The sequence below is a fragment of the Burkholderia sp. BCC0322 genome (assembly GCF_902833045.1).
In the GTDB taxonomy this organism is placed as follows: domain Bacteria; phylum Pseudomonadota; class Gammaproteobacteria; order Burkholderiales; family Burkholderiaceae; genus Burkholderia.
In genome coordinates, this window is the sequence record NZ_CADFDU010000012.1 from 196,545 (window position 1) to 222,651 (window position 26,107).

The following is a 26,107-nucleotide window of genomic DNA, read 5'->3' on the forward strand; positions in this document are numbered from 1 at the left end:
CAAAATAGCGCTGGCCCCCGTGTCAAATATCGGCCGCTTTATGGTGTGTATCGGGCGGGGTGCATAGTGGCAAAAAGTGCCTGGGAAAAATCGTGGCGGGTTAACCCGCGAACGGCCGCTTTTGCCCGCAAGGCGCAGCCGGGTTGAACCCGGCCGGCATCCGCGTTTTCGGCCTGCCGCGGTGGCGGCAAAAAACGGGGCGCGCATCGCGATCCCGTTATCATCGACATCCGTTCATTCGAATTCGCCCCCACGTCATGCGCCTGCTCGGAATCGACCTTGGCACCGGCTCCGTCAAACTCGTCACGCTCGATGCCGACGGCGTCGAGCGCGCGGTCGCGAGCGAACCTTATGCGCTGTCGTCGCCGCAGCCCGGCTGGGCGGAGATCGCGCCGCACACGTGGTGGCAGGCGCTCGTGCGCGCGGCCGCGCGGCTGCCGGCCGACGAGCGTGCGCAGGTGGCGGCGATCGGGTTCTCGGGGCAGATGCACGGCGTCGTGCTGATCGACGCGGCGGGGCAGCCGGTGCGGCCCGCGCTGCTGTGGCCCGACACACGCGCGGTGCGCGAAGCGGATGCGGCCGATTGGCCCACTGCGCCGAATCCCGTCGCGCCGGGCATGGCCGGCCCGCTGTTGCGCTGGCTGGCCGCGCACGAACCGGATGCGCTGCGTGCCGCCCGCTGGGCCGTGCAGCCGAAGGACTGGTTGCGCATCGTGCTGGGCGGCGACGTCGCGGCCGATCCGAGCGACGCGTGCGCGACCGCGCTCGCGACCCCCGACGGCGCATGGGATCTCGCATTGATCGACGCGCTGGGCCTGCCGGCCGACCGGTTTGCGCCGGTCCGTTCGTCGACCGCGCACTGCGGCACGCTCGGCGCGCAGGCTGCGGCGGTGCTTGGCCTGCCTGCCGGCGTGCCGCTGGCGACGGGCGCGGCCGACACCGCATGCGCGGCGCTCGGCAGCGGGCTCGCCGCCGCCGGCGATGCACTGCTGACGACGGGCAGCGGTGGCCAGATCGTCGTGCTCGCGGATGCGCTGCCGCCCGCGCGACGCGGGTTGCATCGGTATCGCGCGGCGGCCGGCGGCGGCTATTACACGATGGCCGCGATGCAGAACGTCGGGCTGGCGCTCGAAGCCGTGCGCGGCTGGCTCGGTTACGCGCGGTGGGCCGATGCGTATGACGATGCGTTCGCCCACGCTGCGTCGGAACGTCTGTGCTTCCTGCCGTACCTGACCGGTGAGCGTTCGCCGTGGATGAATCCCGATGCGCGCGGCGGCTGGCTCGGCCTTGGGCTCGGCGACACGCGCGGCGCGATGATGCGCGCCGCGTTCGAAGGCGTCGCGTTCGCGTTGCGCGCCGGGCTCGATGCGATTCGCGATGCCGATCGCGGCGATCCGGTCGCGACGCTGCGTCTCGCGGGCGGCGGCTCGGTCGATCCGCGCTGGCGCCAGCTGCTGGCCGACGCGCTGGGCGCGTCGCTCCACGCGATCGACTGCCCGAACGCCGCGACGCGCGGCGCCGCGCTGCTCGCGGGCGTCGCGATCGGGCACTGGCGGGAAGGCGCACTGCACGCGCTGGCGCCGGCCGCGTCGCCGGTTGCCGAGCCGCGCGACGATCGCGCGCTGGCCGCGCGCCACGCACGCTTCATCGATCTGTATGCGCGAACGGATGCATGGTTCACGACGGGCGTTTAAACTCGAACACTTGTTCTTTTGCGTCAGCCATGACGCATCGTGGCAAGCCGGCGACCGTTTCCCGCACGCGATGCGCGGCCGGAGCGGCCATCATGGCGAGCACGAGATTCTTTCGCCGTGCCGTGCGCGATGCCGTGCGGCACGGTTTCGACAGCGTTGCACGGACCCCGGTGCGGAGCATGGGACCGGCGTGGGTGCTGACGCACCCACGCCGGTCGACATGAGCGCTGACGCGCCAACCCGGGCCGACCTCACACACAGACAGGAGTCACACGATGAAGACGAAAGCAGCGATTGCATGGAAGGCGGGCGCGCCGCTGACGATCGAGGAAGTCGATCTGGAAGGGCCGCGCGCCGGCGAAGTGCTGATCGAGGTGAAGGCGACGGGCATCTGTCACACCGACTACTACACGCTGTCGGGCGCCGATCCGGAAGGGATCTTCCCGGCGATCCTCGGCCATGAAGGCGCGGGCGTCGTGGTCGACGTCGGCCCCGGCGTCGGCACCTTGAGGAAGGGCGACCACGTGATTCCGCTTTACACGCCCGAATGCCGCGAGTGCAAGTTCTGCCTGTCGCGCAAGACCAACCTGTGCCAGAAGATCCGCGCGACGCAGGGCAAGGGGCTGATGCCCGACGCGACGTCGCGCTTCTCGCTCGACGGCAAGCCGCTGTTCCACTACATGGGCACGTCGACGTTCTCGAACTACATCGTCGTGCCGGAGATCGCGGTCGCGAAGGTGCGCGAGGACGCGCCGTTCGACAAGATCTGCTACATCGGCTGCGGCGTGACCACGGGTGTCGGCGCGGTCGTGTACTCGGCGAAGGTCGAGGCCGGCGCGAACGTCGTCGTGTTCGGCCTCGGCGGGATCGGCCTGAACGTGATCCAGGGCGCGAAGATGGTCGGCGCGGACAAGATCATCGGCGTCGACATCAACCCGAAGCGCGTCGAGCTCGCGAAGAAGTTCGGAATGACGCACTTCATCAACCCGAACGAAGTCGAGAACGTGGTCGACCACATCGTGCAGCTGACCGACGGCGGCGCCGACTACTCGTTCGAATGCGTGGGCAACGTGAAGCTGATGCGCCAGGCGCTCGAGTGCACGCACAAGGGCTGGGGCCAGTCGTTCATCATCGGCGTGGCGGCAGCCGGCGAGGAAATCAGCACGCGTCCGTTCCAGCTCGTGACGGGCCGCGAATGGAAGGGCTCGGCGTTCGGCGGCGCGCGCGGCCGCACCGACGTGCCGAAGATCGTCGACTGGTACATGGAAGGCAAGATCAACATCGACGACCTGATCACGCACACGCTGCCGCTCGAGCGGATCAACGAAGGCTTCGACCTGATGAAGGCCGGCGAGTCGATCCGCTCGGTCGTGCTGTACTGACCGGGAGCGCACCGCGATGCTCGAACTCGTTTCCTCGCACGCATGCCACGGCGGCGAGCAGCGTTTCTACCGTCACGATTCGGCGGCCATCGGCCTGCCGATGAAGTTCTCGGTGTACCTGCCGCCGCAGGCCGCGCACGGCCGCGTGCCGGCGCTGTTCTATCTCGCGGGGCTCACGTGCACCGACGAGACGTTCGCGATCAAGGCCGGCGCGCAGCAATACGCGGCGCAGCACGGCATCGCGCTCGTGATGCCCGACACCAGCCCGCGCGGCGCGGGCGTGCCGGGCGAGACCGACGCGTGGGATTTCGGCGTCGGCGCGGGCTTCTATGTCGATGCGACCGAAGCGCCGTGGTCGACGCACTACCGGATGGAGTCGTACGTGACGGGCGAGCTGCGCGCGCTCGTCACGGCCGAGCTGCCGATCGACGGCGCGCGGCTCGGGATCTTCGGGCATTCGATGGGTGGGCACGGCGCGCTGACCCTCGCGTTGCGCCATCCGGGCCTGTACCGGTCGGTATCGGCGTTCGCGCCGATCGCCGCGCCGACACGCTGCCCGTGGGGCGAGAAGGCGTTCTCGGGTTACCTCGGCGCCGATCGTGACGCGTGGAAGGCGCACGATGCGAGCGAACTCGTCGCGCGTGCCGATGCGCCGAAGTTCGCGGACGGCATCCTCGTCGATCAGGGCCTCGCCGACCCGTTCCTTGCGAACCAACTGAACCCCGACGTATTCGAAGCCGCCTGTGCGAAGGCCGGCCAGCCGCTGACGCTACGCCGCCATCCGGGCTACGACCACGGGTACTACTTCATCTCGACGTTCATCGCCGATCACATCGCGCATCACGCGCGCGTGCTAGCACGATGAACGGGAAGGGAAGCCGGTGACGCACACGGCGCGCCGCACGATCGCGGACGCATGAAAAACGCCGGCGCTGCCCTCGGGCACGCCGGCGTTTTTGATTTCGTCGGCCGATGATCCGCCAGGCGGCGATCAGTGACGCCGCAACAGGCTTGCGCCGTACACGAGCGCCGACAGCGCGGTAATCCAGAAGCTCGTCGGCCAGTCGGTGTGATACGCGAGCACGATGCCGAGCCACGCTTCGAACAACGCGAACAGCGCGGCGAGCAGCACGCCGGTCGACAGCCGCGTCGTCACGTTCTGCGCGGCGGCAGCCGGCCCGACCAGCAGCGTGAACACCAGCAGCACGCCGACGATCTGCGTCGCGGCGGCCACCGCAAGCGCACACACCGCGAGGAACAGCACCGACACCGTGCGCAGCGACACGCCCTTGGCTTCGGCCAGTTCGGGCTGCAGCGACGCGAACAGCAGCGGCCGTGCGATCAGCGCGAGCGCGAGCAGGCTCACGGCGCCGATGCCGGCGAGTACCGCGAGCGTATCGTGGCTCACCGCGAGCACGTTGCCGAACAAGAGCGCGGTGACCTGCGTCGCGAACGACGTATAGAAATGCAGGAACAGCAGGCCGAAGCCGAGCGCGCCCGACAGGATCACGCCGATCGCGACGTCGCGGCCCGCGAGCTTCTCGCCGAGCGCGCCCATCCCGATCCCGGCGGCGAGCGTGAAACCGACCATCCCCCAGATCGGCGAGATGCCGAGCAGCACCGCGCCCGTCGCGCCGGTGAAGCCGACGTGCGACAGCGCATGGCCGGCGAAGGTCTGCCCGCGCAGCACCAGGAAGTAGCCGACGATGCCTGCGAGCACCGCGACGATCCCCGACGCCGCGAAGGCGTTGATCATGAAGTCGTATTCAAACATCGTGAGCATGCCCGGGATGAGCGTGTCCGTGGTGGTGATGGCCGTGGCCGCCGCCACCGCGGTGCGAGTGGCCGTCGTCGTCCTCGTGTTCGTGATCGTGCTTCTCGATCTCGACGTCGCCCGACATCACGAAGATCTTGCCGTTCACGCGCATCACGTCGATCGGCGACCCGTAGAGCCGCGACAGCACGGGCTTCGTGATCACCTCGTCGACGGTGCCGAGCGCGGCAACGCCGTTGCCGAGATACAGCACGCGGTCGAGCGCGTTCAACAGCGGATTCAGTTCGTGCGCGGAGAACAGCACGGTGATGCCGAGCTCGCGCTGCACGTTGCGCACGAGCTCGACGACGCCGCGCTGGTGGTTCGGGTCGAGGCTGATCAGCGGCTCGTCGAGCAGCAGCAGCTTCGGGCTGCCGAGCAGGCATTGCGCGAGCAGCAGGCGCTGCCGCTCGCCGCCGGACAGTTCCGACAGCGGCCGGCGCGCGAGCGCCGCACCGCCGACGAGATCGAGCACGCGGTCGACGTCGCGGCGCGTCGCCGCATTCGCGTGCGGCAGCCCCCAGCGGTGGCCGTCGGCGGCCATCGCGACGAAGTCGTAGCCGCGCATCCTGCGGTTCGCGAGGCCGCTCCGGATCTGCGGCATGTAGCCGATCGACGCGTTGCCGCGCACGACCGGCACACCGCCGACGGACAGCGTGCCGGCCGACACGGGCACGAGGCCGAGGACCGCGCGCATCAGCGTCGTCTTGCCCGCACCGTTCGGCCCGAGCACGCCGACGAATTCGCCGGGTTCGATCGAGAAGCTGACGTCGCGCAGGATCGTGCGTCCGCCCAGTTCGAGCGTGACGCGATCGACGGCGAGTGCGTGAGGAGTGACGGTCATTTCGTTGCGGTTGCTTATTCCTTGCCGGCGGCCAGCGCGGCCGAGAGCGCGTCGAGCTGGCTGGCCATCCATTGCTGGAAGGTCTTGCCGGCCGGCTGCGTCTCGGTGACGCTGACGGTCGGCACGCCGCCGTCGCGCGCGATCTTCAGCATGCGCTTGGTCATCGGTTCTTCAGCCTGGCTGTTGTAGATCAGCACGCGCACCTGCTTCTTGCGCAGGTCGCTCTCGAACGCGGCGACGTCCTGCGCGCTCGCCTCGGTGTCGTTCATCGTCGCGAGCTGGAAGCGCTGGTTGCGCATGTCGAGGCCGATCGCGTCGGACATGTAGCCGAACACGGGCTCGGTGGCCGTGACCGGCACGCCCTTGTACTGCGCGCGCAGCGCGGCAACCTTGTCGTCGACGGGCTTCAGCGACGCGACGAACTTCCGCAGGTTCGCGTCGTAGTCGGCCTTGTTCGCCGGGTCGGCGCGGCCAAGCTCGGCCGCGATCGCGCGCGCGGTGGCCGGCATCGTCGCCGGGTCGTACCACAGGTGCGGGTTGTCGCCGGCCTTCTTGCCGACCAGATCGGCGACGACGATCGTCGCGCGCTTCGCCTGCTTCGACGCGCCGAGCAGCTTGCTCATCCACGGATCGTAGTTGGCGCCGTTGTAGATCACGACCTGCGCGTGCTGGAGCGCGCGGGCCGTCTTCGGGCTCGCTTCGAACAGGTGCGGATCCTGGTCCGGATTGCTGAGGATGCTCGTCACCGCGACATGGCTGCCGCCGATCTGCGTCGCGACATCGCCGTAGAAATTCTCGGCGGCCACGACGTTGACGGTCGCGGCCTGCGCGAAGGCGGGCGCCGCGAGCGACAGGACGGCAACGGTGCTGGCGAGCCAGCGGACAGGCGACAGGGCACGCCGCGGCGCGCGCTTCAGGGCAATGGACATGGAACTCCTCGTTGGAAGGGGCGGCGCGTGCGCCGCACGATACGCGTCAGCGTTGCACGGGCTTGTGCTTGCAGTGCCCGCACAGGCCGCTCAGCTCGACGACCTGGTGGTGGACTTCGAAGCCGTGCGCGGGCTCGCTCGCGGACAACTGCTTGGCGAGGTCGCCGCCGGGAATCTCGACGGTGTCGCCGCACGAATCGCAGATCAGGAACTGCCCTTCGTGCGGCACGCCGATCTCGCAGCACGCGAAGAATGCGTTCTTCGATTCGATCCGGTGGATGAAGCCGTGCTCGACGAGGAAATCCAGTGCGCGATAGACGGTCGTGGGCGGCACGCGGCCGCGCTGCGGCTCGAGTTCGGCGAGCAGGTCGTACGCGCCGATCGGGCGTTGCGCGGCCAGCACGTGTTCGTAGACCTGGCGGCGCAGCGGCGTCCACGCGAGCCCGTGCTCGGCGGCGAATGCGTCGGCCCGGGACAGCCGGGCGTCAATGGACGATGAGGTAGCCATGGCGTGAGGCAGGGCGATGAAACACAGTACGGCGATGATATAACGTATCGCCGCGCCGTGCAGCGCGAATTCCCCTTTCCGTCCTCGTTCCGTCCCCTTCATCGCGATTCCGACCGCGCCGCACCGCGCGCGCCGCGCCTTGCCGGGCGTGCGCGGCGGGCCGCCACGCTGCGCGGTTGTGCCGCAGCGCATCATAGAAAGCCGTCACGCCGCCTTGACAGCGCGAATCGCGTATCCGATCATTCGATCACTACTAGAGCAATTGATCGGTTGGCGAGCGTTCGCTCACCTCGCGGCCGTCGTAAAGCAGAACGAACCGGAGACAGCCAGTGAGACTGGAAGACAAGGTCGCGATCCTGACGGGCGCCGCAAGCGGCATCGGCGAGGCGGTCGCGCAACGCTATCTGGACGAGGGCGCGCGCTGCGTGCTCGTCGACGTGAAGCCGGCAGGCGGCTCGCTCGCGCGGCTCATCGATGCGAACCCCGGCCGCGCGGTGGCCGTCACCGCGGACGTCACGCGCCGCGACGACATCGAGCGGATCGTCACCACGACGGTCGAACGCTTCGGCGGCGTCGACATCCTGTTCAACAACGCGGCGCTGTTCGACATGCGCCCGATCCTCGACGAATCGTGGGACGTGTTCGACCGGCTGTTCGCGGTCAACGTGAAAGGGCTGTTCTTCCTGATGCAGGCCGTCGCACAGCGGATGGTCGAGCAGGGGCGCGGCGGCAAGATCGTCAACATGTCGTCGCAGGCCGGGCGTCGCGGCGAGGCGCTCGTTTCGCACTACTGCGCGACCAAGGCCGCGGTGATCAGCTATACGCAGTCGGCCGCGCTCGCGCTCGCGCCGCACCGGATCAACGTGAACGGCATCGCGCCGGGCGTCGTCGACACGCCGATGTGGGAACAGGTCGATGCGCTGTTCGCGCGCTACGAGAACCGGCCGCTCGGCGAGAAGAAGCGGCTGGTCGGCGAAGCCGTGCCGCTCGGCCGCATGGGCGTGCCGGGCGACCTGACCGGCGCCGCATTGTTCCTCGCGTCGTCCGACGCCGATTACATCACCGCCCAGACGCTGAACGTCGACGGCGGCAACTGGATGAGCTGACATGGCGCCGCTCGCACGCGCCACTTGCCTGCCGGCCTGCGACGCAGCGGCATGGCCGCACGTCGAGGCCGCCGTCGAACGAGGAGGGCACGCCTGATGGCCGAGATCGTCGTCGCCGGCGAACTGCTCGCCGAATTCGTCGCCGCCGAGCGCGGCCAGGGTTTCGATGCGCCGGGCCTGTTCGAGGGGCCGTTCCCGAGCGGCGCGCCGGCGATCTTCGCCGACCAGGCCGCGCGGCTCGGTGCGCGCGTCGCGTACGCGGGCTGCGTCGGCCGCGACGCGTTTGGTGATGCGATCGTCGCGCGGCTCGAACGCGACGGGGTCGACGTCGCGCGCATCCGCCGCGTCGCGCGCCCGACCGGCACCGCGTTCGTCGCGTATCGCGACGACGGCTCGCGCAGCTTCGTCTTTAGTCTTTCCACCAGCGCGGCCGCGTGCGTCGATGCATCCGACGTCGATACCGCGATGTTCGACGGCTGCCGCTACTTCCACGTGATGGGCTCGTCGCTGACGAGCGAATCGGCGATCGCGGCGGTGCAGCGCGGCGTGATCGAGGCGGCGCGCGCCGGCGCGAAGGTGTCGTTCGATCCGAACGTGCGGCCCGAAATGCTGGCTTTTCGGCCGATGCGCGCGGCGCTCGACGCGATGCTCGCCGCGTGCCACCTGTTCCTGCCGAGCGAAGCCGACCTGCCGTTCTTCTGCGGGCCTCAGCCTGCCGAGCGCGCGATCGCGGGCCTGCTCGCGACGCATCCGCTGCTCGAGCGTGTCGTGCTGAAACGCGGCGCGCAGGGCAGCGTCGCGTTCGACCGGGCGAACCGCGTGGAAGCGCCCGCGTTCCAGGTCGACGAAGTCGATCCGACCGGCGCCGGCGACTGCTTCGGCGGCACGCTGGTCGCGAGCCTCGTCGCGGGCGTGCCGATCGAGATCGCGCTGCGCCGCGCGAACGCGGCCGGTGCGATCGCGGTCACGCGGCGCGGCCCGATGGAGGGCAACAGCAGTGCAGTCGAAATCGACCGTTTCCTGACCGAACGAGGTATTGCATGTCCGGCGTGACGACCTTCGTCGAGCGTTCGCGCACCGCGCACGCGGACGCCGTGCTGCGGATGATCTTCGACGCGAACCGGGCGGACGCGCAGCGCGGCATTTACGCGATCTGCAGCGCGCACCGGCTCGTGCTGGAGGCCGCGTGCGAAGCGGCGCGCGCGGACGGCTCGCCGCTGCTGATCGAAGCGACCTGCAACCAGGTCAACCATCTCGGCGGTTACACGGGCATGACGCCTGCCGATTTCCGCCGTGACGTCGACGCGATCGCGCAGCGTTGCGGGCTTGCCCCGTCGGCGCTCGTGCTCGGCGGCGACCATCTCGGCCCGAACCCGTGGCGGCATCGCCGCGCGGCCGACGCGATGCGCGAAGCGTGCGCGATGGTCGCCGCGTACGTCGAAGCCGGTTTCGAAAAGATCCACCTCGATGCGAGCATGGCGTGCGCGGACGATCCGGTGCGGCTCGACGATCGCACGATCGCCGCACGCGCGACCGAACTGTGCCGCGTGGCGGAGGACGCGGCGGCCCGCGCCGGCATCGCGCCCGTCTATGTGATCGGCACCGAGGTGCCGACGCCGGGCGGCGAAGTCAGCGGCAATACGGGCGAGGCGGGCGACACGGCGATCGCGCGGATCGCGGTCACGCGCAGCGACAGCATCGCGGCGACGCTCGACGCGCACCGCCACGCGTTCGCGGCTGCCGGTCTCGACCACGCATGGACGCGTGTCGTCGCGATCGTCGCGCAACCGGGCGTCGACTTCGACGATCGCCACGTGCTCGACTACGACAGCACGAAGGCCGCCTCGCTCGGCGCGAGTATCCTGCAGACACCGCGCCTCGTGTTCGAGGCGCATTCGACCGACTACCAGACCGAGGGCGCACTCGCCGCGCTCGTGCGCGACCACTTCGCGGTGCTGAAGGTCGGCCCCGCGCTGACGTTCGCGCTGCGCGAGGCGCTGTTCGCGCTGACCTTCATCGAGGACGCGCTGATCGGCGAGCTCGCGCAGCGCTCGCGGTTGCGCGACGTCGTCGACGCCGCGATGCGCGCGCAGCCCGAGCACTGGGCGCCGTACTACCGTGGCGACGAAGCCGAGCAGCGGCTCGCGCGCCAGTTCAGCTATAGCGACCGGATCCGCTACTACTGGCTGCAGCCGGCCGTCGCGGCCGCGGTCGAGCAACTGTTCGACAACCTGGCGCGCCAGCCGGTGCCGGAAACGCTCGTCGCGCAGTGGTTGCCGGACGTGTACGCGGCATGCCGCGCGGGCGGCCTCGCGAAAGAGCCGCGCGCATGGGTGCGCCACCGGATACGCGACGTGATCGCGCACTATGCGCGCGCGTGCGGAATGCAGCGGCCGGCATGACGGGCCGCGAGCGAAACGCAGTACCGACGACACTTCGAAAAAACACAGGAGACATGCCATGCAACGAAAGATGCTCGACGCCGCCGCACGCTGCTTCGCCGGAGCCGCGCTCGCGACGGCGGCCTGCGCCGCGTCCGCCGGCACGCTGACGATCGCGACGCTGAACAATCCCGACATGATCGAGCTGAAGAAGCTGTCGCCGGCGTTCGAGAAGGCGAACCCGGACATCAAGCTGAACTGGGTGATCCTCGAGGAAAACGTGCTGCGCCAGCGCGCGACGACCGACATCACGACCGGCAGCGGCCAGTTCGACGTGATGGCGATCGGGACCTACGAGACGCCGCAGTGGGGGAAGCGCGGCTGGCTCGCGCCGATGACGGGCCTGCCCGCCGACTACGACCTGAACGACATCGTGAAGACCGCGCGCGACAGCCTGTCGTACAACGGCCAGCTGTACGCGCTGCCGTTCTATGTCGAAAGCTCGATGACGTTCTACCGCAAGGACCTGTTCGCGGCGAAGGGCCTGAAGATGCCGGACCAGCCGACCTACGACCAGATCGCCGAGTTCGCGGACAAGCTCACCGACAAGGCGAAGGGTACCTACGGGATCTGCCTGCGCGGCAAGGCCGGGTGGGGCGAGAACATGGCGTACGTGTCGACGGTCGTGAACACGTTCGGCGGGCGCTGGTTCGACGAGAACTGGAACGCGCAGCTCACGTCGCCTGAATGGAAGAAGGCGATCACGTTCTACGTGAACCTGCTGAAGAAGGACGGCCCGCCGGGAGCGAGTTCGAACGGCTTCAACGAGAACCTGACCCTGACCGCATCGGGCAAGTGCGCGATGTGGATCGATGCGACGGTCGCGGCCGGCATGCTCTATAACAAACAGCAGTCGCAGGTCGCCGACAGGATCGGCTTCGCGGCTGCGCCGATTGCCGCCACGCCGAAGGGGTCGCACTGGTTGTGGGCGTGGGCGCTGGCCGTGCCGAAGACGTCGAAGCAGCAGGACGCCGCGCGCAAGTTCATCGCGTGGGCGACGTCGAAGCAGTACATCGAGATGGTCGGCAAGGACGAAGGCTGGGCGTCGGTGCCGCCGGGCACGCGTACGTCGACGTATCAGCGCCCCGAGTACAAGGCCGCCGCGCCGTTCTCGGACTTCGTGCTGAAGGCGATCGAGACGGCCGACCCGAACGATCCGTCGCTGAAGAAGGTGCCGTACACGGGCGTGCAGTACGTCGGGATTCCTGAATTCCAGTCGTTCGGCACGGTGGTCGGCCAGTCGATCGCGGGTGCGGTGGCGGGCCAGATGACGGTCGACCAGGCGCTCGCCGCCGGGCAGGCCGCCGCCGACCGCGCGGTGCGGCAGGCCGGCTACAAGAAGTAACGCGGCCCGCACCGTGCGCGGTGGCGCACGGTGCGCGTCGTCGAAGCTGAAAGGCGGGCTGGCCTTCGCGCCCGCGCATCAACCGGAGGGACTCCGATCATGCGTCACCTGCGTCTTCCCCTGAGCCATGCCCACGCGCCGTCGGTCGGCGACGCGTCGTCGCCGCCCGGCGCGCCGCGCCGCGCGCGCGGCGGCGCGAGCTGGCTCGTCTCGCCGTCCGTCGCGGTGCTGCTGCTGTGGATGTCGATTCCGCTCGCGATGACGATCTGGTATTCGTTCTCGCGCTACAACCTGCTGAATCCGGACGTGAAGGGTTTCGCCGGGCTCGACAACTACCGTTTCCTCGCGACCGATCCGTCGTTCCTGCCCGCGATCTGGCACACGCTCGTGCTGATCGGCGCGGTGCTCGCGATCACGGTGATCGGCGGCGTGCTGATGTCCGTGCTGTTCGACCGCAAGTTCTACGGACAGGGCGTGGCACGCCTGCTCGCGATCGCGCCGTTCTTCGTGATGCCGACGGTATCCGCGCTGATCTGGAAGAACATGATCCTGCACCCGGTGTACGGGCTCGTCGCGAACGCGATGCGCGCGCTCGGGATGACGCCGATCGACTGGTTCGCGGATTACCCGCTCACCGCGGTGATCATCATCGTCGCGTGGCAATGGCTGCCGTTCGCGTTCCTGATCCTGTTCACCGCGATCCAGTCGCTCGACCAGGAGCAGAAGGAAGCCGCGCGCATCGACGGCGCGGGCCCGATCGCGATGTTCTTCTACATCACGCTGCCGCACCTGAAGCGCGCGATCGCCGTGGTCGTGATGATGGAGACGATCTTCCTGCTGTCGATCTTCGCGGAGATCTACACGACGACCGGCGGCGGCCCGGGCAACGCGACGACCAACCTGTCGTACCTGATCTACGCGCTCGGCCTGCAGCAGTTCGACGTCGGCCTCGCGTCCGCCGGCGGCATCATCGCCGTGGTGGTCGCGAACGTCGTGTCGTTCTTCCTCGTGCGGATGCTCGCGCGCAACCTGAAGGGAGAGTACGAGAAATGAGCGACCTGACCTCCGAGGGCCGGCGCGTACCGGCCGTGTTCGACCTCGTGCGGCGCGCGCTGCCGGGCGCGCTCGCGTGGCTGATCGCGCTGCTGCTGTTCTTTCCGATCTTCTGGATGGCGATTACCGCGTTCAAGACCGAGCAGCAGGCGTATGCGTCGACGCTGTTCTTCATGCCGACGCTCGACAGCTTTCGCGAGGTGTTTGCGCGCAGCAACTACTTCGCGTTCGCGTGGAATTCGGTGCTGATCTCGGCGGGCGTCACGGTGATCTCGCTGCTGTTCGCGGTGCCGGCCGCGTACGCGATGGCGTTCTTCCCGAATCACCGCACGCAGAAGGTGCTGCTGTGGATGCTGTCGACGAAGATGATGCCGTCGGTCGGCGTGCTCGTGCCGATCTACCTGCTGTGGAAGAACGCGGGGCTGCTCGATACGGTGTCGGGCCTCGTGATCGTCTACACGCTGATCAACCTGCCGATCGCGGTGTGGATGACCTTCACGTACTTCAACGAGATCCCGAAGGACATCCTCGAAGCCGGGCGCATCGACGGCGCATCGACGTGGCAGGAGATCGTCTACCTGCTGATGCCGATGGCGCTGCCGGGGCTCGCGTCCACCGCGCTGCTGCTCGTGATCCTGTCGTGGAACGAGGCGTTCTGGAGCATCAACCTGTCGAGCTCGAACGCGGCGCCGCTGACCGTGTTCATCGCGTCGTACTCGAGCCCCGAAGGATTGTTCTGGGCGAAGCTGTCCGCGGCTTCGCTGCTGGCGGTCGCGCCGATCCTGATCGTCGGCTGGCTGTCGCAGAAGCAGCTCGTGCGCGGGCTCACGTTCGGAGCGGTCAAATGACGACGAACGTACTGATCTGCGATTGCGACGGCGTACTGATCGACAGCGAGGCGGTGGCCGCCGACGTGCTCGTGCGCGAACTCGATGCGCGCTGGCCGGGCGTCGATGCACGGCCGGCCGTGATGCCGTTGCTCGGGCTGCGCATCGAGCGCGTGCTGGCCGGCGCGAGCGAGGCCGTCGGGCGCAGGCTGTCGAACGACGACGTGGTCGAAATCCGCGCCGCGGTCGAGGCGGCGGCCGTCAACGCGCCGATGGTCGACGGCATCGATGCGGCGCTGGGTGCGATTCAACTGACGACGGCCTGCGCGAGCAACAGCTACCGCGCGTACGTCGAGGCGGCACTGACACGCACGGGCCTCGCGCGCTTTTTCGGCGACCGGCTGTTCTGCGCGGATGCCGTCGCGCGGCCGAAGCCGGCGCCCGACGTGTATCTCGCGGCGGCGCGCACGCTCGGCGTCGCGCCCGCCCAGTGCCTCGTGGTCGAGGACAGCGTGACCGGCATCACCGCGGCCGCCGCGGCCGGCATGACCGTGCTCGGCTTCGTCGGCGGCGGGCATGCGTCGGCCGCGCAGATCGACGCGCTGCGCGGGATCGGCGCGCGTCACGTATTCGACGACATGCACGAGCTGCCCGGTTACGTCGCGCGCTGGCAGGCGAGCGGCACGGTGCTGCCGAACTAGCAACCACGAACGACTGCGCGCCGCGTTCGGCGCGGCGCATCACGAACGAACGGAGACAGATCATGGCAAGCGTGCTCCTGCGCAACATCGCGAAGCGCTACGACGACACCGAAGTGCTGCGCAACGTGAACCTCGACATCGCCGACGGCGAATTCGTCGTGTTCGTCGGCCCGAGCGGCTGCGGCAAATCCACGCTGATGCGGATGATCGCCGGTCTCGAGGATATTTCGAGCGGCGACCTGCTGATCGACGGCGCGAAGGTCAACGACGTGCCGAGCGCGAAGCGCGGCATTGCAATGGTGTTCCAGTCGTATGCGCTGTACCCGCACATGACGCTGTACGACAACATGGCGTTCGGCCTGAAGCTCGCGGGCGCGAAGAAGCCGGAGATCGACCAGGCCGTGAAGCAGGCCGCGAAGATCCTGCACATCGACCATCTGCTCGACCGCAAGCCGAAGCAGTTGTCGGGCGGCCAGCGGCAGCGCGTCGCGATCGGCCGCGCGATCACGCGCAAGCCGAAGGTGTTCCTGTTCGACGAGCCGCTGTCGAACCTCGACGCGGCGCTGCGCGTGAAGATGCGGCTGGAGTTCGCGCGGCTGCACGACGAGCTGAAGACGACGATGATCTACGTGACGCACGACCAGGTCGAGGCGATGACGCTCGCGGACAAGATCGTCGTGCTGTCGGGCGGCGCGGTGCAGCAGGTCGGCACGCCGAACGCGCTGTATCACGCGCCGGCGAACCTGTTCGTCGCAGGCTTCATCGGTTCGCCGAAGATGAACTTCCTGAAGGGCACTGTCGAATCGGTCGATGCGGGCGGCGTGCTCGTGCGCTTCGACAGCGGCGAGACGCAGCGTGTCGCGGTCGAGGCGGCCGGGTTGCAGCGCGGGGCGGCGGTCACGGTCGGCGTGCGGCCCGAGCACCTGAAAGTCGAAGCGGCGGCTGCCGGTGTCGCTGCGAAGACGATGGCCGTGGAGTCGCTCGGCGATGCCGCGTACCTGTATGCGGAGTCGGCGGTCGCGCCGGACGGGCTGATCGCGCGGATTCCGCCGCTCGACACGTACCGCACCGGCGAGGCGCTGCACGTGCACGCGGAAGCCGAGCACTGCCACCTGTTCGACGAGCACGGGCAGGCGTTGCGCCGGCTGAGCGTGCACGCGAAGGCGGCGTGACGGTCGGCTTCGGTCAGAGGTGCAGGTGCGCGGCCATGTAATCGACGAACGCGCGCAGCTTCGGCGTCGAGTGGCGGCCTGACGGCCACAGCACGTAGAGCGGCGTGCGGCTCGCGACGTGTTCGTCGAGCACCGCGCGCAGCGCGCCGTCATCGAGCGCGCCGCGCACGAAGAATTCGGGCAGGCACGCGATGCCGAGCCCGCGCAGCGCGAAGCACAGGCGCGTTTCCGCGTTGTTGCTGACCATCGATACCGGCACGTCCGGCGGCGCGCCCGAGCGCGGCATGCGCAGCGGCCAGGTTTCGAGCTTGCCGCTGCTCGGGAAGCGGTAATGCAGGCAGCGGTGCCGCGCGAGATCGGCCGGCGCGCGCGGCGTGCCGTGCCGGTCGAGATAGTCGGGCGATGCGACGAGGTGCTGGCGGAAATGGCCGAGCAGCCGCGACGACAGCCGCGAATCCGACGGCCGGCCGGTGCGCAGCACCGCGTCGAAACCTTCGTCGACGACGTCGACGAGCCGGTCGCTGAAATCGATGTCGAGTTCGATTTCCGGATACGCGGCCATGAAATCCGCGAGCACCGGCAGCAGCAGCGTGCCGATCGTCGGCAGGCTCACGCGCAAGCGCCCGCGCGGCGCTTCGGCGCTGTGCGTCAGTTCCCGTTCGGCCGCGTCGATCTCGGCGATCACGCGCCGGCACCGCTCGAGAAAGCGCGTGCCTTCGGCCGTCAGCGTGATGCTGCGCGTGCTGCGATGAAACAACCGCACGTTCAGGCGCGCCTCGAGCCGCGCGATGCGCTTGCCGACCGCCGACGCCGACAGCCCGAGCGCGCGGCCGGCCGCGACGAAGCTGCGCGTTTCCGCGACCTGAACGAACACGACGAACCCGCCGAGATTTTCCATGCAAGTTTCCGATTGCGGACGCCAGCGTCCGGAGTGTCCGGAACTCTAACCCGGTTTTTCTCGTTGCGTCGGCCCCCTACGATGGACGCTCGTTCACGCTATGAGGTCACGCCATGTCATCCCTGCCTGTTACAGCTTCCCGCGCCGATCCGGACGCCGCGCTGCGCCGCCGGCTCGACGCCGCGCTCGACGCCGCGCTTGCCGACGAGCGCGTGGTCGGCGCGGTCGTGCTGGTCGCGCGCGACGGCGAGCTGCGCTATGCGCGCGCCGCCGGGCTTGCCGATCGCGAAGCCGGTACGCCGATGCGGGAAGACGCGCTGTTCCGGCTCGCGTCGGTCACGAAGCCGGTCGTCACGGCCGCCGCGATGCGGCTCGTCGCGGCGGGGCGCATCGCGCTAGACGAACCCGTCGCGCGCCGGTTGCCCGAATTCCGTCCGGCGCTGCCCGATGGCGCGCCCGCCGCGATCACGTTGCGCCATCTGCTGTCGCATACGGCCGGCCTCGGCTACCGCTTTCTCGAAGCCGACGGCGACGGCCCGTATGCGCGCGCCGGCGTGTCCGACGGGATGGATCGCGCGGGCATCTCGCTCGCCGAGAACGTGCGGCGCATCGCCGGCGTGCCGCTGCAGTTCGCGCCCGGCACGGCGTGGGGCTATTCACTCGCGACCGACGTGGTCGGCGCGCTGATCGAGGCGGTCGACGGCCGGCCGCTCGCCGATGCGGTCGCCGCGCTCGTCACGGGGCCGCTCGGGATGACCGACACCGCGTTCGTCGCGCACGACGCCGCGCGTGTCGCGACGCCTTACGTGAGCACGCCGGGCGCCCCGCGCCGGATGGCCGATATCGATCTCGTGCCGGCGTTCGACGGCACGGTCGGCATCCGCTTCGAACCGGCCCGCGCGTTCGATCGCGATGCGTGGCCGTCGGGCGGCGCGGGGATGGTCGGCACCGCGCGCGATTGCGTGACGCTGCTCGACGCGCTGCGCACCGGCCGCGACGGCTGGCTCGAACCCGCGTGGATCGACGAGATGGCGCGCATCCAGCCGGGCGCGCACGAACTGCAGGATGCGCCGGGTTTCGGCTTCGGGTTCGGCTTTTCGGTGCTGCGCGATCCGGCGGCCGCGCGGTCGCCGGAATCGGTCGGCACCTGGCGCTGGGGCGGCGCTTACGGGCATGCATGGTTCGTCGACCGCGCCGCCGGGCTGACGGTCGTCGCGCTGACCAACACGCTGTACGAGGGCATGCACGGGCGGATCGTGACCGACGTGCGCGATGCGGTCTACGGCGTCGATACCGGGAGCGCGTCATGAGCGACTGCACGTCGATCGAGATGGACGATCAAGTTGCCGCCGCGCCCGCGCAGGCACGCGCTCGCCTGCCGGTCGCGAACCTGCTGGCGCTCGCGACCGCCGCCTTCATCACGATCCTCACCGAGGCGTTGCCGGCCGGCCTGCTGCCGTTGATGAGCGTCGACCTGCGCGTGCCCCAGGCGCTGATCGGCCAGCTCGTGACCGTGTATGCGCTCGGCTCGATCGTCGCGGCGATTCCGCTCGTCGCCGCGACGCGCGCGATGCGCCGGCGCCGCCTGCTGCTCGCGGCGCTGGCCGGCTTCGTCGTGTCGAATGCGCTGACGGCCGTGTCGCCGTACTACGCGCTCACGCTCGCCGCGCGTTTCGTCGCGGGGATGGCGGCCGGGCTGCTGTGGGCATTGCTGGCCGGCTACGCGAGCCGGATGGTCGATGCGTCGCTGCGCGGCCGCGCGATCGCGGTCGCGATGCTCGGCGCGCCGGTCGCGATGTCGATCGGTATCCCGGCCGGCACCGCACTCGGCGCGGCCCTGGGGTGGCGTGTTGCGTTCGCGGCCATCACGTTCGCGGCGCTCGCGCTGATCGGCTGGATCCGCTTGCGCATACCCGATTATCCGGGGCAGCAGGCCGGCGCGCGCGAGCCGGTGCTCGGCGTGATGACGCTGCCCGGCGTGCGGCCGGTGCTGACCGTGATGTTCGCGTACGTGCTTGCGCACAACATGCTGTACACATACGTTGCGCCGTTTCTCGCCGGCGTGCGGATGGGTGCGCAGGTCGATGCGGTGCTGCTGGTGTTCGGTATCGCGTCGCTCGCCGGCATCGCGCTGACGGGCGCGTGGATCGGCGCCGCGCAACGGCGCCTGACGCTCGCCAGCATCGCGCTGTTCGCGCTGGCGGCGGCGATGCTCGGCGCCGGATCGGGGATGACGATCGTCTATGCGGGCGTCGCGCTGTGGGGGCTCGCGTTCGGCGGCGCGCCGACGCTGTTCCAGACCGCTGCCGCGAATGCGGCAGGGGAGTCGGCCGACGTCGCGCAGTCGATGCTCGTGACGGTGTGGAATCTCGCGATCGCCGGTGGCGGCATTGCAGGCGGGATGTTGCTCGGCGCAACGGGCGCCGGCGCGATTCCGTGGGTGCTCGTTGCGCTGCTGGCGGCCGCGTGGGTCGGTGCGTGGCGTGCGCGCCGGCATGGGTTTCCGGCGCCGCGCGCAGCCTGAACGTTCGGCCGCCGCGTCAGTCGGCCTTCGCGTCGAGCGCGGCGCGCGCGCAGGTTTCGTCGGTGACGAGCCCGGACAGCCAGCCGCCGCGCAGCGCGGCGATCACCGCGTCGCGTTTCTTCGGGCCGCCGGCGAACGCGATCGTCGGGCGTTTCGGCGGCGCGGCGAGCGATACGCTCGTCACGCGCGCACTGGTCGACACGTCGATCATCTTGCCGTGCGCGTCGATCGGCATGCCGAGCAGTTCGGCCACCGCGCCGAGCGCGGTCATCTCGTCGAGTTCCTGTTCGGTGATGAAGCCGTCTTCGTAGAGCGGGCAGTGCGGGCCGGTGTTGCCGATCCCGACGAACGCGACATCGGCCTGGCCCGACAGCGCCTCGACGATCCGGTACAGCCGGTGATTGCACCACTGCGCGCGTTCGGTGGCGCTGTCGGCGAACAGCGGCGCGGGCAGCAGGAAGTGCTTGCTGCCGGTTTTCTCGGAGATGTACTGCGCGACGTCGTAGCGGTTCGACGAACCGTCGGCCGCGATCGCGCCGACCATCGACACGAGCCGGTGCTGCGGGCGGTCGATCTGCGCGATCTGCGCGACTGCTGCCTTCAGCGTCCGGCCGCTGCTGACCGCGATCACCATCGGCCGCGTTTCGCTCAGGTAGCGCTCCATCACCTGCGCGCCGGCGACCGCGAGCTTGCGGTCGATCGCGTCGGGCGCATCGGCATCGACGGGCACGACTTCGCACATCGCGAGGCCGTAGCGCTTCGACAGTTGCGCGCCGAGATCGAGGCAGTCGGCGAGCTGATGGTCGACGCGCACGCGGATCAGGTTCTTTTCGACCGCGAACGCGACGAGGCGCTGCGCGACCGGGCGCGACACCTGCAGCTTTTCCGCGATTTCGTTCTGCGTGTCGCCCGCGACGTAGTAGAGCCACGCGGCACGCGTGGCGAGATCGAGTTTTTCTGAGGACTTGGACACGATAGCGATTCGATTCGGATCTGGGGGCCGCCCCGCGGGCCGGCCGATGGGCCGCATGACGGCATCCACTGTACCGCATGTCGCGCAAGCGGCCGACGGCCGCCACGCTTGGCTTGCGGCGCTTACGCGAGCCGTGTGCGCGACGGTTCGTACAGCGGCCGCACGTGGCGGTACAACGCGCGGAATGCATCGAGGCGTTCGCGCAGCCGCGCATGGCGGGCGGCATCCGGCGTGTATTCGGCGCGCACCGGCGGCTTGGTCAGCACCGTCTGCGGATCGCCGCCGACGGCCAGCCAGCCGAGCCGGGCCGCGCCGAGCGCCGCGCCCGTTTCGCCGCCGCCGATCTGGCGCGTGCGCACGTTCAGCGCGTCCGCGATCAGTTGCGCCCAGAACGCGCTGCGTGCACCGCCGCCGATCAGCGACAGCCGGTCGGTTTCGACGCCGGCCGCATGCAGCGCGTCGAGACCGTCGGCGAGGCCGAGCGTCACGCCTTCGAGTACCGCGTAGCCGAGATGCGCACGTTCGGTCGCATGCGTCATCCCGAAGAACACGCCCTGCGCGTACGGATCGTTGTGTGGCGTACGCTCGCCGGACAGGTAGGGCAGGAACAGCGGCGCCGTCGCGAGCGCGTCGGCGTCGAGCGCCTCGACTTCGGCGAGCAGCGCGGGCTCGTCGGTGCCGGTCAGCTTGCAGACCCAGCGCAGGCAGCTCGCGGCCGACAGCACGACGCTCATCAATTGCCAGCGATCGGGAATCGCATGGCAGAACGCATGCACGGCCGATGCCGGATTCGGCATGAAACGATCGCCGACCACGCTCAGCACGCCCGATGTGCCGAGCGACACGAAGCCGTCGCCCGCTTGGATCGCGCCGATGCCGAGCGCGCTCGTCGCGTTGTCGCCGCCGCCGCCGGCGACCACGACGGCTTCCGAGAGCCCGAGTTCGCGGGCGATGTCCGCGCGCAGCGTGCCGGACGTCGCATTGCCTTCGACGATGCGCGGCATCTGGTCACGCGACATCCCGCACGCGGCGAGCAGCGCATCGGACCAGTCGCGGCGCGCGACATCGAGCCACAGCGTGCCGGCCGCGTCCGACGGATCGGACACCTTCGCGCCGGTCAGCCGGAACCGCAGGTAATCCTTCGGCATCAGCACGCAGGCGGTCGCCGCGAACACGTCGGGTTCGTGCTTCGCGACCCACAGCAGTTTCGGCGCGGTGAAGCCCGGCATCGCGAGATTGCCGGCGAGGGCGTGGAGATCGGGCGCGCGTTCGGTGAGCAGCGCGCATTCGTCGGCGCTGCGCATGTCGTTCCACAGGATCGCGGGGCGCAGCACGCGGTCGTCGCGTCCGAGCAGCACGGCGCCGTGCATCTGGCCCGACAGCCCGATCCCGCGCACGGCCGCGAACGCCTGGCGGTGCCGTTCGCGCAGGGCCGCGAGCGCGGCGAGCGTGCCTTGCCACCAGTCCTCCGGATGCTGTTCGGCCCAGCGCGGATGCGGCCGCGACACGGTGAACGGCGAGCCGGCGGTGCCGACGACCGTGCCGTCCGGGGCGAGCAGCAGCACCTTCACTTCCGAGGTGCCGAGGTCGATGCCGAGATACATGTGCGATCCGTTCCGTCAGTGGGGAGTCGCTACTTTAGCCGCGCGGCCGCGCCCGTGCCAAGGCAGGTTCGCCCGGAGGCGGGTCAGCGTGCCGCGAGCCATGCGTCGACCCGCGCGAGCCCGGCGCGCAGCGCCTCGAACAGCGCCGCATTGCCGGCGAGCGAGCCCCACAGCGCTCGGCTCGCGCACAGCGCGACGACCGGGTCGTCGGCGGCGACGATCGCCCGCGCGGCGCCTTCGTCCATCACGCCGTCCTGGTACGCGTACGGCAAGGTGCCGCGCGCCCAGCGTTCGAGAAAGCGCAGGAACAGCGCGGGCAGCACGGCGGTGGCGACCGGCGCCGCGCCGCGTGCGAACGATTCGACGAGCGTCGGCGCGATGAAGCCGGGGATCTTCGAGAAGCCGTCGGCCGCGACGCGCTGGTTCGTGTCGAGGACGTACGGGTTGCCGAAGCGCTCGAGCACGACGTCGCGGTAGCGCGCGAGATCGAGCGGGCTCGGCGTGAGGCACGGGATCACGTCCTGCGTCACGTAGTCGTGCGCGAAGCGCTGGATCGCCGCGTCCTGCGTGCCTTCGTGAATGTAGGTGTAGCCCGCGAGCGTGCCGGCCCACGCGATGCAGCTGTGCGTCGCGTTGAGGATGCGGATCTTCGCTTCCTCGTACGGGTGCACGTCGTCGACGAGTTCGGCGCCGGCCAGCTCCCAGCGCGGCCGGCCGGCCGCGAAGCGGTCCTCGATCACCCACTGGATGAACGATTCGCCCATCACCGGGCAAGCGTCGTCGATGCCGGTGGCGGCCAGCACGCGTTCGCGCACGTCGGCGGTCGGGCGCGGCGTGATGCGGTCGACCATCGCGCTCGGCGTGGCGACGTTCGCATCGAACCACGCGAGCAGGTCGGCCTGCCCGCGCCGTTCGAGGAATTCGCGCATCCCCGCGCGAAAGCGCGCGCCGTTGTTGCGCAGGTTGTCGCAGCTCTGCAGCGTGAGCGGGCCCGCGCCGCGCTTCACGCGTTCGGCGAGCAGCGCCGCGAGCGCGCCGTACAGCGTCGTGCGCGCGCCTTGCAGATCGGCCGCGAGATCGGCGTTCGCGATGTCGAGCCGGTTGTGTTCGTCGAGGTAGTAGCCGCCTTCGGTGACGGTGAACGACACGATCCGGCAGGCCGGATCGGCGCCGGCGTCGATCAGCGCGGCGAGGTCGATCGACCACGGCAGCACGCGCGTGATCGCCCGGATCGTCTCGTACGCGCGTTCGCCTTGCGGCGTGACGGTTTCGAGCGTGTAGGCGCCGTGCTGCGCGGCGAGTGCGTCCATCGTCGCGTGCATGTCGTCGCGGATGTTGCCGACGGTCAGCGACCAGCGCTCGTCGGCCGGTACGGCCGCGTTCACGCGATGCAGATACCACGCCTGGTGCGCGCGGTGAAACGAGCCCGCGCCGATGTGCAGCAGCACGGGCGTGCGGGCGGAGGGCGATGCGCTCATCCGGTGTCTCCTGTTCGTGCCTGACTGTCCGGTCGCATGCGACCGACGAATACGATCATTTGCTCTTTGTGTGAGCGAATGATCGTATTCGGGCGAGCGAAAGTCAAGGCGGGGAAACCGCATTTCGATGGTGCGCTGCGGTGGCGGCGCGGGCAGGGCGGGGCGCGCGCGAACGGGCGGCCGGTGCGCGAAGTGCCGTCAGCGTCCTTCGCGCGTCAACGCGACGAGTTCGTCGAGCAGCTTGCCGGCCGGCCCCGGCAGGATGCCGTGGCGGCGCCGGAACGCGGTGAGCGTGCGTACCGCGACGACCTCGCGCACCGGCAGCGTGTCGATCGTGCCGGCGCGCTGCTCGGCACCGTACATCGGCTCGGCCATCCAGCTGAGGAAGCCCGCATGCGCGACGAGGCTCTTCAACGTTGTGACCGAGCGCGTCTCGACCGCGATGTCGGGCAGCGCGAGCCCGTCCGCGTCGAAGGTCGCGCGCATGTGGTCGAACGGCGCGGTGCCGCGCGGCGGAATCGCCCAGCGCGCGTGCAGCGTATCGGCGAGCGTCGGCGCGCGGCCGAGCGCGCGCAGCGGATGGTGCGGCGCCGCAACGATATGGCTGCGATCTTCCCAGCGGCACTCGGGAATCGCGACGATCTCGTCGGTGTCGGGCCCGTGCGCGGACAGCGCGAGATCGATCTCGTGCTTGTTCAGCCCTTCCGCGAGCCGGTCCCACACGCCTTCGATGATCTCGACGCGCAGGTTCGGCCAGCGGTCGAGCACGCGGCCCACCGCGACCGGCAGCACGAGGCTCGCGATGCTGCCCACCGTGCCGACCTTGATCGTGCCCTTCGCGAACCCGCGCATCGCGTCGAGCTCCTCGCGCGCGTGCTCGGCCTCGTGCTGCAGCAGCGTCGCGTGCGGCAGCAGCGCCTCGCCGAACGCGGTCAGCTGCACGCCCTTCGAGTGACGCTCGAACAACGGCGCACCGACCTGGTCCTCGAGCCGCTTCAGGATCCGGCTCAGCGCCGGCTGGGTCACGTGCAGCGCGTCGGCCGCGCGGCCGAGGCTGCCGCACGCGACGATCGTCGTGAAGGCGCGCAATTGTCGGAGATCGAAAGTCATGACGGAATGGTATGGCTTATCGCAGAAAATACAGTATCCGAGAATGGCTTGCGCTTCGATACTGTGGAAACCGCCAAGCCATCGAGGAGCGCCGAGCATGTCCGGCCATTCGCCCCCTTCCGCCGCATCGATCACCGTTCGCGATGCGGTGATCGACCTGCTTCGCCAGTTCGGCATCGACCGCGTGTTCGGCAATCCCGGCTCGACCGAGCTGCCGATGTTCCGCGACTTCCCGGACGATTTCCGTTACGTGCTCGGTTTGCATGAGGCCGTCGTGGTCGGGATGGCCGACGGCCATGCGCAGGCCAGCGGCAACGCGGCGGTCGTCAACCTGCATTCGGCGGCGGGCGTCGGCAACGCGATGGGCAACCTCTTCACCGCATTCAAGAACCGCACGCCGCTGATCGTCACCGCGGGCCAGCAGGCGCGCGCGATCCTGCCGTTCGACCCGTTCCTCGGCGCGACGCAGGCCGCCGAGCTGCCGAAGCCGTACGTGAAGTGGAGCATCGAGCCCGCGCGCGCGCAGGACGTGCCGGCCGCGATCGCGCGGGCGTACCGCATCGCGATGCAGGAACCGCGCGGCCCGGTGTTCGTGTCGATCCCGGTCGACGACTGGGACCAGCCGGCCGAACTGCTGCCGCGCCGCGACGTCAGCAGCATCGTGCGGCCCGATCCCGATGCGCTGGCGCGGCTCGGCCACGCGCTCGACGCCGCGCGGCGTCCCGCGTTCGTGGTCGGTGCGGCCGTCGATCGCGCCGGTGCGTGGGATGAAGCCGTGCGGCTCGCCGAGCGGCACCGTGCGCGCGTGTACGTCGCGCCGATGTCGGGGCGCTGCAGTTTCCCCGAGGACCATCCGCTGTTCGCCGGCTTCCTGCCCGCGATCCGCGAGAAGATCGTCGCGCGGCTCGACGGGCACGACCTCGTGTTCGCGTTCGGCGGGCCCGCGTTCACCTATCACATCGAGGGCTTCGGCCCGCACGTGCCGCCGGGCGCGACGCTCGTGCAGCTGGTCGACGATCCGGGTGTCGCCGCGTGGACGCCGTCGGGCGATGCGGTCGTCGGCAACCTGCGGCTCGCGGCGCGCGACCTGCTCGCGCGCCCGGCGCCGCCCGAGCGGCCGATGCCCGCACCGCGGCCGCCGCGCGCGCGTGTCGAAGCGCCGGCCGCCGGCGAGCGCATGCCGGTCGCGTTCGCGCTGCAGACGCTCGCCGACGTGCGCGACGCGCACGACATCGTCGTCGAGGAAGCGCCGAGCGCACGGCCCGTGATGCAGGAACACCTGCCGTTCACGCGCAGCGGCACGTTCTACACGATGGACAGCGGCGGGCTCGGCTACGGGATGCCGGCCGCCGTCGGCGTCGCGCTCGCGCAGCCGGGGCGGCGCGTGATCGGGCTGATCGGCGACGGGTCGAGCCTGTATTCGATCCAGGCCTTGTGGAGCGCCGCGCAACTGAAGCTGCCCATCACGTTCGTGATCCTGAACAACCGGCGCTACGCGGCGCTGCAGGATTTCGCGCCGGTGTTCGGCTTCGGCCCGGATGACCCCGTGCAGGGCACCGATCTGCCGAACCTGGATTTCGTCGCGCTCGCGCAAGGAATGGGCTGCCGCGGTGTGCGCGTGACCGATGCCGCGCACCTGCGCGACACGTTGACCGATGCGCTGCGTGCGGCGACGCCGGTCGTCGTCGAAGTCGAGATTGCCTGA

Annotated in this window: 23 protein-coding genes; 14 read left to right on the forward strand and 9 right to left on the reverse strand. The window is 69.8% G+C overall.

Annotated features, from left to right (window positions below; translation table 11 throughout):
* The first annotated feature begins 257 nt into the window (after positions 1 to 257).
* The 3 genes from HWX39_RS27940 to fghA all read left to right on the forward strand — a co-directional run bounded on the left by HWX39_RS27940 (position 258) and on the right by fghA (position 3,941).
* Entirely contained in the window at positions 258 to 1,694 is a 1,437-nt protein-coding gene (locus HWX39_RS27940; protein WP_175970950.1) for an FGGY family carbohydrate kinase, read from the forward strand.
* Between the two features lie 275 nt (positions 1,695 to 1,969).
* Entirely contained in the window at positions 1,970 to 3,076 is a 1,107-nt protein-coding gene (locus tag HWX39_RS27945) for an S-(hydroxymethyl)glutathione dehydrogenase/class III alcohol dehydrogenase (RefSeq protein ID WP_011353045.1), read from the forward strand.
* A 16-nt stretch (positions 3,077 to 3,092) separates the two neighbouring features.
* Entirely contained in the window at positions 3,093 to 3,941 is an 849-nt protein-coding gene (fghA, locus tag HWX39_RS27950; RefSeq protein WP_175970951.1) for an S-formylglutathione hydrolase, read from the forward strand.
* Between the two features lie 126 nt (positions 3,942 to 4,067).
* On the opposite strand, the gene HWX39_RS27955 is transcribed toward fghA, so the two are convergent.
* The 4 genes from HWX39_RS27955 to HWX39_RS27970 are packed head-to-tail and all read right to left on the reverse strand — an operon-like array spanning position 4,068 to position 7,170.
* Positions 4,068 to 4,850 (reverse strand): metal ABC transporter permease, encoded by a 783-nt coding sequence (locus HWX39_RS27955; protein ID WP_069248733.1) that lies wholly within the window; start codon positions 4,848 to 4,850, stop codon positions 4,068 to 4,070.
* Positions 4,843 to 5,733, reverse strand: coding sequence for an ABC transporter ATP-binding protein (locus HWX39_RS27960; protein WP_175970952.1), 891 nt, complete (start codon positions 5,731 to 5,733; stop codon positions 4,843 to 4,845). The genes HWX39_RS27955 and HWX39_RS27960 overlap by 8 nt, the downstream gene beginning before the upstream one ends.
* Before the next feature lie 14 nt (positions 5,734 to 5,747).
* Entirely contained in the window at positions 5,748 to 6,662 is a 915-nt protein-coding gene (locus HWX39_RS27965; protein ID WP_175970953.1) for a metal ABC transporter solute-binding protein, read from the reverse strand.
* A gap of 46 nt (positions 6,663 to 6,708) precedes the next feature.
* Positions 6,709 to 7,170 carry a Fur family transcriptional regulator gene (locus HWX39_RS27970; RefSeq protein WP_175970954.1) on the reverse strand — a complete coding sequence of 154 codons (462 nt, stop codon included), beginning with the start codon at positions 7,168 to 7,170 and terminating at the stop codon, positions 6,709 to 6,711.
* Positions 7,171 to 7,499: 329 nt separating this feature from the next.
* On the opposite strand from HWX39_RS27970, the gene HWX39_RS27975 reads away from it, so the two are divergent.
* The 8 genes from HWX39_RS27975 to ugpC all read left to right on the forward strand — a co-directional run bounded on the left by HWX39_RS27975 (position 7,500) and on the right by ugpC (position 15,815).
* Positions 7,500 to 8,276 carry an L-iditol 2-dehydrogenase gene (locus HWX39_RS27975; RefSeq protein WP_175970955.1) on the forward strand — a complete coding sequence of 259 codons (777 nt, stop codon included), beginning with the start codon at positions 7,500 to 7,502 and terminating at the stop codon, positions 8,274 to 8,276.
* A gap of 96 nt (positions 8,277 to 8,372) precedes the next feature.
* Positions 8,373 to 9,329 (forward strand): sugar kinase, encoded by a 957-nt coding sequence (locus HWX39_RS27980; RefSeq protein WP_175970956.1) that lies wholly within the window; start codon positions 8,373 to 8,375, stop codon positions 9,327 to 9,329.
* Positions 9,317 to 10,678, forward strand: coding sequence for a D-tagatose-bisphosphate aldolase, class II, non-catalytic subunit (locus HWX39_RS27985; RefSeq protein WP_175970957.1), 1,362 nt, complete (start codon positions 9,317 to 9,319; stop codon positions 10,676 to 10,678). The genes HWX39_RS27980 and HWX39_RS27985 overlap by 13 nt, the downstream gene beginning before the upstream one ends.
* A gap of 58 nt (positions 10,679 to 10,736) precedes the next feature.
* Complete coding sequence (locus HWX39_RS27990; RefSeq protein ID WP_175970958.1) at positions 10,737 to 12,062, forward strand: sugar ABC transporter substrate-binding protein; 1,326 nt, start codon at positions 10,737 to 10,739, stop codon at positions 12,060 to 12,062.
* Positions 12,063 to 12,161: 99 nt separating this feature from the next.
* Positions 12,162 to 13,115: a sugar ABC transporter permease gene (locus HWX39_RS27995; protein ID WP_046544533.1), complete on the forward strand. Its 954-nt coding sequence runs from the start codon at positions 12,162 to 12,164 to the stop codon at positions 13,113 to 13,115.
* Positions 13,112 to 13,963, forward strand: a complete 852-nt coding sequence (locus tag HWX39_RS28000; RefSeq protein WP_175970959.1) for a carbohydrate ABC transporter permease — start codon at positions 13,112 to 13,114, stop codon at positions 13,961 to 13,963. Before HWX39_RS27995 ends, HWX39_RS28000 begins: the two co-directional genes overlap by 4 nt.
* Positions 13,960 to 14,643 carry an HAD-IA family hydrolase gene (locus tag HWX39_RS28005; RefSeq protein WP_175970960.1) on the forward strand — a complete coding sequence of 228 codons (684 nt, stop codon included), beginning with the start codon at positions 13,960 to 13,962 and terminating at the stop codon, positions 14,641 to 14,643. Before HWX39_RS28000 ends, HWX39_RS28005 begins: the two co-directional genes overlap by 4 nt.
* A 62-nt stretch (positions 14,644 to 14,705) precedes the next feature.
* Entirely contained in the window at positions 14,706 to 15,815 is a 1,110-nt protein-coding gene (ugpC, locus tag HWX39_RS28010) for a sn-glycerol-3-phosphate ABC transporter ATP-binding protein UgpC (protein ID WP_175970961.1), read from the forward strand.
* Positions 15,816 to 15,828: 13 nt separating this feature from the next.
* Here ugpC and HWX39_RS28015 read toward each other — a convergent pair whose 3' ends face one another.
* Complete coding sequence (locus tag HWX39_RS28015) at positions 15,829 to 16,713, reverse strand: LysR family transcriptional regulator (protein WP_175970962.1); 885 nt, start codon at positions 16,711 to 16,713, stop codon at positions 15,829 to 15,831.
* Positions 16,714 to 16,826: 113 nt separating this feature from the next.
* Here HWX39_RS28015 and HWX39_RS28020 point away from each other — a divergent pair, with 113 nt between their 5' ends.
* Complete coding sequence (locus tag HWX39_RS28020) at positions 16,827 to 18,023, forward strand: serine hydrolase domain-containing protein (protein ID WP_175970963.1); 1,197 nt, start codon at positions 16,827 to 16,829, stop codon at positions 18,021 to 18,023.
* Positions 18,020 to 19,237: an MFS transporter gene (locus tag HWX39_RS28025; protein ID WP_175970964.1), complete on the forward strand. Its 1,218-nt coding sequence runs from the start codon at positions 18,020 to 18,022 to the stop codon at positions 19,235 to 19,237. The genes HWX39_RS28020 and HWX39_RS28025 overlap by 4 nt, the downstream gene beginning before the upstream one ends.
* Positions 19,238 to 19,253: 16 nt before the next feature.
* Here HWX39_RS28025 and HWX39_RS28030 read toward each other — a convergent pair whose 3' ends face one another.
* The 4 genes from HWX39_RS28030 to HWX39_RS28045 form a co-directional block, all read right to left on the reverse strand.
* Complete coding sequence (locus tag HWX39_RS28030) at positions 19,254 to 20,267, reverse strand: sugar-binding transcriptional regulator (protein WP_175970965.1); 1,014 nt, start codon at positions 20,265 to 20,267, stop codon at positions 19,254 to 19,256.
* Between the two features lie 65 nt (positions 20,268 to 20,332).
* On the reverse strand, positions 20,333 to 21,814 hold the full coding sequence (gene xylB / locus HWX39_RS28035; protein ID WP_175970966.1) for a xylulokinase: 1,482 nt from the start codon (positions 21,812 to 21,814) through the stop codon (positions 20,333 to 20,335).
* Between the two features lie 83 nt (positions 21,815 to 21,897).
* Positions 21,898 to 23,292 carry a D-arabinitol 4-dehydrogenase gene (dalD, locus tag HWX39_RS28040; RefSeq protein WP_175970967.1) on the reverse strand — a complete coding sequence of 465 codons (1,395 nt, stop codon included), beginning with the start codon at positions 23,290 to 23,292 and terminating at the stop codon, positions 21,898 to 21,900.
* Positions 23,293 to 23,490: 198 nt separating this feature from the next.
* The gene (locus HWX39_RS28045) at positions 23,491 to 24,402 is read right to left on the reverse strand and encodes a LysR family transcriptional regulator (RefSeq protein ID WP_175970968.1); all 912 of its coding nucleotides are present in this window, start codon (positions 24,400 to 24,402) and stop codon (positions 23,491 to 23,493) included.
* Between the two features lie 97 nt (positions 24,403 to 24,499).
* Between HWX39_RS28045 and mdlC the strand changes: the two genes are divergently transcribed.
* Positions 24,500 to 26,107 carry a benzoylformate decarboxylase gene (gene mdlC / locus HWX39_RS28050; protein WP_175970969.1) on the forward strand — a complete coding sequence of 536 codons (1,608 nt, stop codon included), beginning with the start codon at positions 24,500 to 24,502 and terminating at the stop codon, positions 26,105 to 26,107.

Coding starts and splice junctions, on each gene's coding strand:
- HWX39_RS27955 (WP_069248733.1), bottom strand. CDS start 4,850: ATGTTTGAATACGACTTCATGATCAACGCCTTCGCGGCGTCGGGGATC.
- HWX39_RS27945 (WP_011353045.1), top strand. CDS start 1,970: ATGAAGACGAAAGCAGCGATTGCATGGAAGGCGGGCGCGCCGCTGACG.
- HWX39_RS28015 (WP_175970962.1), bottom strand. CDS start 16,713: ATGGAAAATCTCGGCGGGTTCGTCGTGTTCGTTCAGGTCGCGGAAACG.
- dalD (WP_175970967.1), bottom strand. CDS start 23,292: ATGAGCGCATCGCCCTCCGCCCGCACGCCCGTGCTGCTGCACATCGGC.
- HWX39_RS28045 (WP_175970968.1), bottom strand. CDS start 24,402: ATGACTTTCGATCTCCGACAATTGCGCGCCTTCACGACGATCGTCGCG.
- HWX39_RS28020 (WP_175970963.1), top strand. CDS start 16,827: ATGTCATCCCTGCCTGTTACAGCTTCCCGCGCCGATCCGGACGCCGCG.
- HWX39_RS27980 (WP_175970956.1), top strand. CDS start 8,373: ATGGCCGAGATCGTCGTCGCCGGCGAACTGCTCGCCGAATTCGTCGCC.
- HWX39_RS27965 (WP_175970953.1), bottom strand. CDS start 6,662: ATGTCCATTGCCCTGAAGCGCGCGCCGCGGCGTGCCCTGTCGCCTGTC.
- HWX39_RS28005 (WP_175970960.1), top strand. CDS start 13,960: ATGACGACGAACGTACTGATCTGCGATTGCGACGGCGTACTGATCGAC.
- HWX39_RS28000 (WP_175970959.1), top strand. CDS start 13,112: ATGAGCGACCTGACCTCCGAGGGCCGGCGCGTACCGGCCGTGTTCGAC.
- HWX39_RS27960 (WP_175970952.1), bottom strand. CDS start 5,733: ATGACCGTCACTCCTCACGCACTCGCCGTCGATCGCGTCACGCTCGAA.
- HWX39_RS27995 (WP_046544533.1), top strand. CDS start 12,162: ATGCGTCACCTGCGTCTTCCCCTGAGCCATGCCCACGCGCCGTCGGTC.
- fghA (WP_175970951.1), top strand. CDS start 3,093: ATGCTCGAACTCGTTTCCTCGCACGCATGCCACGGCGGCGAGCAGCGT.
- ugpC (WP_175970961.1), top strand. CDS start 14,706: ATGGCAAGCGTGCTCCTGCGCAACATCGCGAAGCGCTACGACGACACC.
- HWX39_RS27985 (WP_175970957.1), top strand. CDS start 9,317: ATGTCCGGCGTGACGACCTTCGTCGAGCGTTCGCGCACCGCGCACGCG.
- xylB (WP_175970966.1), bottom strand. CDS start 21,814: ATGTATCTCGGCATCGACCTCGGCACCTCGGAAGTGAAGGTGCTGCTG.
- HWX39_RS27970 (WP_175970954.1), bottom strand. CDS start 7,170: ATGGCTACCTCATCGTCCATTGACGCCCGGCTGTCCCGGGCCGACGCA.
- HWX39_RS27940 (WP_175970950.1), top strand. CDS start 258: ATGCGCCTGCTCGGAATCGACCTTGGCACCGGCTCCGTCAAACTCGTC.
- mdlC (WP_175970969.1), top strand. CDS start 24,500: ATGTCCGGCCATTCGCCCCCTTCCGCCGCATCGATCACCGTTCGCGAT.
- HWX39_RS28025 (WP_175970964.1), top strand. CDS start 18,020: ATGAGCGACTGCACGTCGATCGAGATGGACGATCAAGTTGCCGCCGCG.
- HWX39_RS27990 (WP_175970958.1), top strand. CDS start 10,737: ATGCAACGAAAGATGCTCGACGCCGCCGCACGCTGCTTCGCCGGAGCC.
- HWX39_RS28030 (WP_175970965.1), bottom strand. CDS start 20,267: ATGCGGCCCATCGGCCGGCCCGCGGGGCGGCCCCCAGATCCGAATCGA.